This window comes from Mesorhizobium silamurunense (assembly GCF_014843825.1).
Lineage (GTDB): Bacteria > Pseudomonadota > Alphaproteobacteria > Rhizobiales > Rhizobiaceae > Mesorhizobium > Mesorhizobium silamurunense.
In genome coordinates this window covers 1-314 of record NZ_JHQR01000450.1, presented here as the reverse complement: position 1 = coordinate 314, position 314 = coordinate 1, and the positions used below count along the sequence as shown (strand labels likewise).

Here is a 314-nt window from a genome sequence, read left to right as displayed (position 1 = left end):
ACCGAACCCGGCTTGGCCAGAACCTGGCCGCGCTCCACGCCCTCGCGGTCGATGCCGCGCAAGAGCGCGCCGATGTTGTCGCCGGCCTGGCCCTGGTCGAGCAGCTTGCGGAACATCTCGACGCCCGTGCAGGTCGTCTTGGCGGTCGGACGGATGCCGACGATCTCGAGCTCCTCGCCGACCTTGACCACGCCGCGCTCGACGCGGCCGGTCACGACCGTGCCGCGGCCCGAGATCGAGAACACGTCCTCGATCGGCATCAGGAACGGCTTGTCCAGCGGACGAACCGGCGTCGGGATGTAGGCGTCGACCTG

At 69.7% G+C, this 314-nt stretch carries 1 protein-coding gene; it reads right to left on the bottom strand.

The genetic code is table 11. From position 1 onward, the window contains the following. Nucleotides 1-314 (bottom strand): EF-Tu/IF-2/RF-3 family GTPase (locus tag DH10_RS35930; RefSeq protein WP_246811703.1); only part of this gene is annotated, 314 nt, incomplete at both ends.